This window comes from Ideonella azotifigens (assembly GCF_006519715.1).
GTDB lineage: Bacteria > Pseudomonadota > Gammaproteobacteria > Burkholderiales > Burkholderiaceae_C > Ideonella > Ideonella azotifigens.
Window position 1 is genome coordinate 1 of record NZ_VIDT01000411.1, and the last position, 5,117, is coordinate 5,117.

The following is a 5,117-nucleotide window of genomic DNA, read 5'->3' on the forward strand; positions in this document are numbered from 1 at the left end:
CAGGGCCACACGCTGCTGCTGAACCCCGGCAGCGTCGGCCTGCAGGCCTATGACGACGTGCACCCGCATCCGCACTGGGTCGAGACCGGCCACCCGCAAGCCTGCTGGGCCTTGGCCGAACTTGGCCCCACCGGCTGGCAACTCGCGCTGATGGCCACGCCCTACGACTTCGAGCCCGCCGCCAGCCGCGCCGACGAAAACGGCCGAGGCGACTGGGCAGATGCGCTGCGCAGCGGACGCGTCGGCCGGCTTGAACCTGCCGCCTGAGCTGCGCCGCTCAGCGCCTCGCCAAAAGAACAGTAGCGTCAGCTCGATGAGCGCGGACTTCGCCCGCCTACCTGGCCCAGCCCGACTCCGCTCAACAGGCGCCACCCCGATGACCCCACCCATGAACCTCAGCGGCCGTGTCGCCGTCGTCACCGGCGCGGCTGGGGGCATCGGCTGCGCGATCACGCTGTCGCTCGCGCAGCGTCACTGTCACTCGCGCTGGCCGACCTGGATGCAGCCTGGCTGGCCGACGTCGAGGCCCGGGCCGTGCGCTGGATGTGAATACTCCCAATCGCGGCGCCTTGCAGCGTGTGCGCCGGGTGTCGGCGGCAGTCCAAAGACTGGGTGCTGACGAGTGAGGCTGCTTGTCGCCGATGCGCCGAAATCGTACCGGCCCACCAGCCGGCGATGCCGCCATCGAACTCTATCTTTGCGTGCCATTCCATGACAGATCGAATCCTCGTGGCAGCAGGTCTCCTGCTTTTTTCCTCTGCGGCCTTGGCGCAGGTGGAGTGCGGGGGAACCATGCTTGTCTACATGCAAGGTGCACCTAGCAAACGCGAAGTTCGGCTGAGCGTGGCGACGGATTTCCGGGCCGAGTCGCCCATCAAGCCTGGCATCGTCTTGAACATCATGGTCCCGGCAGGGACCGAGCCCGCGACAACCGCAGACGTCGCTGTCGCTGGCTTTGGAAGCGTCGCCATTCCGCTGCAACTCGCCAAGGCCGAATACTGGGTGCTGAGTGACGGGCCTCGGGCGGCCGTGCCCATCGCTGGTTTCAGCAGCATCCGCTCGATGCACGACAAAGCCCCGACGCTCTACAAAATCTTCTTTGCAGTCCCGGCGCAGGTGCCTGCAATGTTCACAGTTCAATTCCCCGGCTTCGGCAATTCGAAATCCAGGTTCACGCTGCCGGCCCTGGCATTTCAGCGCAGCGACGGCAACGCTGGGGTTGAGCTGTGCCGCAACCTGCCTGGCAGCCCGTAAGACCTCCTTTATCCGGATGCCGGTTTCAGGGTGGTGTTGCGTGGCCAGTACATGCTGGGCCGGGTCTTCGCGCCCGATGCGGCTCCCGAACACTTTTCCACCCGCGGCGGCGGCCTGCTCGGCATCCGCCCTGGCAGCTTCATCCACGCCTTTCGCGAACTCGCGCAAGCCAAGGCCGGCATAGGTCGAACTTGCCTTCGGCTGGGTCTCGGCATCTTTTGAAGGATCGACTGGCAGGCCTGGCGTTTCTGCCGTGCGCCGATCGCACAATCCGATGCGTGGTCCATGCCGCGCCCGTTGTCGCAAGTCACATCCGCTCATGAAAATTTCAGTGATCCTGGTCTTGATCGGTCTTTGCCTGCTGGCTGGAGGCGTGCTCTACCTGCCCTTTTTCCTCTGGTTCCGATACAGGCGTCGCGACGGCCGGGAAGTTGCTGCTCAACTGCGGTTCACCCACCTCGGATACGGACTCATTGCGCTGCAGGTTGTCCTGCAATTCGCTGGCCTCGCGGCCGGCATCCTGGCGCCAGAGTCCCGGCTCGGATCGCAGACGCAAGGATTCGCCGGCTTCTTGCGATGGTCGGTCTGCATCATCGTGATCTTCTGCATCGTGAATGCGTTGCTGCAGCGCTTTGGCGTTGCATTGGATCAGCCTAGAGCGGCGGAGGACTCGCCCACCGCAGCCCTCCAGGCCGATCTACAGGCGCAGCGGGGGCGCTTGAAGGTGGCCACGCTGCGCGGCGTCCCTGTGTTCGTCCACTGGTCGTTCCCGGCTGGCGGATTGTTGATCTCTTGCGTCGCCAATCCCGGCGTACTTGGCGCGGTGTTCTATTGCCTCGCGTACGCTGCGCTCATTGCGATTCACGAATTCGGCCATTTCTTAGCCGCGCGCGCCTTCGGGTTGAAGGTCTTCGCCGTGGACATTTCAGGCCTGGGCGGCGCGTGTCTCGTCCAGGCGCCGCGCAGTCTCGTCCCTGCTTTTTGGATCTATGGCGCGGGTGCCCTGGCGCAAGCCGGGCTGTTGGCGTTGACCCTGGCCGCAGTGGCGCTTCACGGCGCCCCGCAGTCGGTCGGTGGACGCAGCGTCGTCATCACGTTCACCTTTGTCAACGGGCTTCTCTTGCTCATGAATCTCATTCCCGGCAAGACTCGTGGCGGGCTGTCGACCGATGGCGAAGTGCTTTGGGGCCTGTACCTGCACGCCACCAGGGGCCATGCTCACCCACTGGCCCAGCAACTCGCGGCCTCACCCGTGTTCCCACCGTCAGCGCGGCTGCTGGCGATGGAAAAGCTGGTACCTCCCGGTTTCACAACAGGCATTGAATTGCTGAATGACGACACGACACCGATGGAGTTTGTCGTTGAGATGCTGGAGAAGCATGCGAAGCTGGAGCGCGAGGCCGCCATCGCGTTGATGCTGGGCATTCACACTCAGGGCGGCATGTTGTTGCCGCTTGCAAATTTCGATCAGGCAGAGAGGGTGGCCTTGGCCATTCAGAAGGATGCACTTGCCAATCGGCATCAACTGGTCTGCAGGGCAGTGGAATCGCGATCGCAGTGAGCCGGCTCGCTGCTCGTTGGCACGGCCGGCCATTGTTTGCCACGGCGGTCTCAATTCTGAAGTGCAACACCCGGCATAGATTGCAATGTCAGATGGCGCCGAGGCCATCGGCTCGGGTCTTCGGATACGCTGCCAAGCCTCCCCATACCCATCGAAACCTCTCATGAAAATTCATTTCGTGCTCGCCGCCGCAGCCCTGCTGGCGGCTACCGGCGCCCAGGCCCAGGCGACAGCCCCGTCCGCCGACAGCATGAAGCAGCAGATCCAGGACCGTTTCACCAAGGCCGATGCCGACCATGACGGCAAGCTCAGCCGTGCCGAGGCGCAGGCCGGCATGCCGCGCGTGGCCGCGAAGTTCGATGAGATCGATGCTGCGCATTCAGGCTTTGTGACGCTGGAACAGATCCTGAAGTTCGCGGCGGCCGCCCAGAAGAAGTGACGGTGGCGCGGCAGGTGTTGCGCCAGGTGCCGAGCAAATCCTGCAGCCATGTGGGAAACCGCCGTTTGGCCTGCCGTCCCAGTCGGCACAATCCCGCCTTCGTTGGGTCGCGAGCAAGAGTTTTCAGATGGATGCACGATGGGGTTGGCCGCTGGCCGCGCTGGCACTGGTGGCTGGCTATTTCCAATGGGGCTGGCAGGGCCTGCTGTTCGCGGGCACGGTGGTGGTCTTCTGGCTGTTGCTGCAGTTCAGCCGCTCGGTGCGCGCGCTGGGCGAAGCCGGCAAGGCGCCGCTGGGCAGCGTGGCCAATGCGGTGATGCTGCATGCCAAGCTGCGCAAGGGGCTGACGCTGCTGGATGTGCTGCGCATCACCGGCAGCCTGGGGGACCGGGTGTCGGAACCGCCGGATGAGCGCTTCGTCTGGACCGACGGCAACGGTGACTCGGTCGAGGTGTTGCTCAAGGGCGGCAAGGTGGCGGAATGGCAGTTGCGCCGCGCGGCCGGCGCCGACGCCTAAAATCTCCGCTTCGTTTGAACGCACCGAACTCACAAGGATTTCCCATGGGCATGGAAGACCGCGACGGCAAGATCTGGATGGACGGGCAGCTGGTCGACTGGCGCGACGCCAAGATCCATGTGCTGACCCACACGCTGCACTACGGCTGCGGCGCCTTCGAAGGCGTGCGCGCCTACAAGACGCCCAAGGGCACGGCCATCTTCCGGCTCAAGGAGCACACCGAGCGCCTGTTCAACTCGGCCAAGATCCTGCGCATGAAGATCCCCTTCAGCTACGAGCAGGTCGCCGAGGCGCAGAAGCAGGTCGTTCGCGAGAACCAGCTGGAAAGCTGCTACCTGCGTCCGCTGACCTGGATCGGCTCCGAGAAACTGGGTGTGAGCCCCAAGGGCAACACGGTGCACCTGATGGTCGCCGCCTGGACCTGGGGCGCCTACCTGGGCGAAGAAGGCCTGAAGCGCGGCATCCGCGTGAAGATCAGCAGCTACACCCGGCATCACGTCAACATCACGATGACGCAGGCCAAGGCGGTGAGCAACTACACCAACTCCATCCTGGCCAACATGGAAGCCACGGAAGACGGTTACGACGAAGCCATGCTGCTGGACGCCAACGGCTTTGTCTCCGAAGGCGCGGGCGAGAACCTGTTCGTGATCAAGAACGGCGTGGTCTACACGCCCGACCTGTCGGCCGGTGCGCTCAACGGCATCACCCGCAACACCATCTTCCACATCTGCGAAGACCTGGGGCTGAAGCTGGTCGAGAAGCGCATCACGCGCGACGAGGTCTACATCGCCGACGAGGCTTTCTTCACCGGCACCGCCGCGGAAGTCACGCCCATCCGCGAGCTGGACCGCATCGAGATCGGCAGCGGCTCGCGTGGCCCGATCACCGAGAAGATCCAGAGCGCCTTCTTCGACATCGTCAACGGCCGCAACGACAAGTACGCCCACTGGCTGACGCTGGTCTGATTCCCCTTTCTTCACCGCATCACTGCCATGAGCGAAACCCAAGCTGCCGCCACCGTCGAAGTCACCGCCAAGGACCTGCAGGGTGAGGGCGTGCTGTTCTGCCCCAACCCGCGCATGCCGCTGTGGAGCAACCACCCCCGCGTGTTCCTGAACCTCAGCCAGGATGGCCAGGGCAAGTGCCCGTACTGCGGCACCGTCTACAAGCTGAAGGACGGCGAACACCTTCCGCACGGCCACTGAGCTGTTGAGGAAGTCGCGCCATGCACGCTGAAGCGGTCTGGCGCGAAGCCCAGGCGGCGCTGCTGGACCACTTGCAGCGCCGCGATGCCGGTCATGCGCTGCAGCGCCTGGCCCGGTCCGTGGCCCATCTGCTGGACC

At 64.3% G+C, this 5,117-nt stretch carries 7 protein-coding genes and 1 pseudogene; all 8 read left to right on the forward strand.

Annotation, left to right across the window (positions count from 1 at the left end):
- Positions 1 to 267, forward strand: a pseudogene (locus FKP22_RS32345) (metallophosphoesterase family protein); the annotation flags it as partial.
- Between the two features lie 444 nt (positions 268 to 711).
- A complete protein-coding gene (locus tag FKP22_RS20650; protein ID WP_141289576.1) occupies positions 712 to 1,254 on the forward strand; it encodes a hypothetical protein in 543 nt (180 codons plus the stop codon).
- 51 nt (positions 1,255 to 1,305) lie between these two features.
- Complete coding sequence (locus FKP22_RS32350; RefSeq protein ID WP_170200988.1) at positions 1,306 to 1,476, forward strand: hypothetical protein; 171 nt, start codon at positions 1,306 to 1,308, stop codon at positions 1,474 to 1,476.
- Between the two features lie 97 nt (positions 1,477 to 1,573).
- Positions 1,574 to 2,815 (forward strand): ATP-dependent Clp protease adaptor ClpS, encoded by a 1,242-nt coding sequence (locus FKP22_RS33505; RefSeq protein WP_211361494.1) that lies wholly within the window; start codon positions 1,574 to 1,576, stop codon positions 2,813 to 2,815.
- 163 nt (positions 2,816 to 2,978) lie between these two features.
- Positions 2,979 to 3,254 (forward strand): EF-hand domain-containing protein, encoded by a 276-nt coding sequence (locus tag FKP22_RS20660; RefSeq protein WP_141289577.1) that lies wholly within the window; start codon positions 2,979 to 2,981, stop codon positions 3,252 to 3,254.
- Between the two features lie 127 nt (positions 3,255 to 3,381).
- On the forward strand, positions 3,382 to 3,771 hold the full coding sequence (locus FKP22_RS20665) for a hypothetical protein (protein ID WP_141289578.1): 390 nt from the start codon (positions 3,382 to 3,384) through the stop codon (positions 3,769 to 3,771).
- A 44-nt stretch (positions 3,772 to 3,815) separates the two neighbouring features.
- On the forward strand, positions 3,816 to 4,739 hold the full coding sequence (locus tag FKP22_RS20670) for a branched-chain amino acid transaminase (protein WP_141289579.1): 924 nt from the start codon (positions 3,816 to 3,818) through the stop codon (positions 4,737 to 4,739).
- Positions 4,740 to 4,766: 27 nt separating this feature from the next.
- Positions 4,767 to 4,979 carry a zinc-finger domain-containing protein gene (locus FKP22_RS20675; protein ID WP_141289580.1) on the forward strand — a complete coding sequence of 71 codons (213 nt, stop codon included), beginning with the start codon at positions 4,767 to 4,769 and terminating at the stop codon, positions 4,977 to 4,979.
- The last annotated feature ends 138 nt before the right edge of the window (positions 4,980 to 5,117 follow it).